A 1,646-nucleotide genomic window follows, 5' to 3' on the forward strand; every position below is an offset into this window, starting at 1 on the left:
GGCAGCCTGGTGATCAACGCCGATGGCGCTTACACCTTCACGCCAAACCAAGATTGGAACGGCAGCGTACCTGTCATCATCTACACCACCAATACCGGTGAAAGCGCGACCCTGACCATCAATGTCACCCCAGTAGATGACCCATCCGTGCTAGCTAACGACAGCAACACGGTTGCAGAGGACACTGTCGCTACCGGCAACGTACTAGACAACGACAGCGATATCGACAGCGAACTGTCTGTGGTCAGCTTCAACGTCGACGGTCAAACCGTCACCGCGGGCACCACAGTCGAAGTGGAAGGCGGCAGCTTGGTGATCAACGCCGACGGCTCTTACACCTTTACACCAAACGACAACTGGAACGGCAGCGTACCGGTTATCACCTACACCACCAATACTGGTGAGAGCGCGACGCTAACCATCAACGTCACCCCGGTAGATGACCCATCTATACTGGCTAACGACAGCAACACGATTGCAGAGGACACTGTCGCTACCGGCAACGTACTCGACAACGACAGCGATATCGACAGCGAGCTATCAGTCGTTACCTTTACTGTCGACGGTCAAACCGTCACTGCAGGCACCACAGTCGAAGTGGAAGGCGGCAGCCTGGTGATCAACGCCGATGGCTCTTACACCTTTACGCCAAACCAAGATTGGAACGGCAGTGTACCGGTCATCACCTACACCACCAATACAGGTGAGAGCGCGACTCTGACCATTAACGTCACCCCGGTAGATGACCCATCTATACTGGCTAACGACAGCAACACGGTTGCAGAGGACACCATTGCTACCGGCAACGTATTAGATAACGACAGCGATATCGACAGCGAGCTTTCAGTCGTGAGCTTCAGCGTCGACGCTCTAACCCTCAACGCGGGCACCACGGTTGCACTGGAAGGTGGCAGCCTGGTGATCAACGCCGATGGCGCTTACACCTTCACGCCAAACCAAGATTGGAACGGCAGCGTACCTGTCATCACCTACACCACCAATACAGGTGAGAGCGCGACTCTGACCATTAACGTCACCCCGGTAGATGACCCATCTATACTGGCTAACGACAGCAACACGGTTGCAGAGGACACCATTGCTACCGGCAACGTATTAGATAACGACAGCGATATCGACAGCGAGCTTTCAGTCGTCAGCTTCAGCGTCGACGGTCAAACCGTCACTGCGGGCACCACGGTTGCACTGGAAGGTGGCAGCCTGGTGATCAACGCCGATGGCGCTTACACCTTCACGCCAAACCAAGATTGGAACGGCAGCGTACCTGTCATCACCTACACCACCAATACAGGTGAGAGCGCGACCCTGACCATTAATGTGACACCAGTCAACGATGCCGCCGACGTTAGCAGTGCTAGCGTCACGCTGACCGAAACTAACGAACCGCTCACTACCGGCGGTACCCTAACGGCCACCGACGTCGATAACCCGGACAATACCTTTACTCCGATCACCGTCGAAGGCACCTACGGTACCTTTACCCTACTGGGCAATGGCGAGTGGAGCTTTACCGCTAACAGCGCCTTTGATGAACTTAATGTCGGCGATAGCTACAGCGAGACCTTCAACGTCACCAGCATCGATGGCACCCCATCGACCGTTACTGTCACCATCAACGGTACCAACGA

1 protein-coding gene is annotated in these 1,646 nt (G+C 55.2%); it reads left to right on the forward strand.

The window, feature by feature from the left end; all coding sequences use genetic code 11:
• The coding region (locus tag AYI87_RS21345) for an Ig-like domain-containing protein (protein WP_222116795.1) at positions 1–1,646 on the forward strand (1,646 nt) is incomplete at both ends.

The organism is Shewanella sp. KCT (genome assembly GCF_007636505.1).
Lineage (GTDB): Bacteria > Pseudomonadota > Gammaproteobacteria > Enterobacterales > Shewanellaceae > Shewanella > Shewanella halotolerans.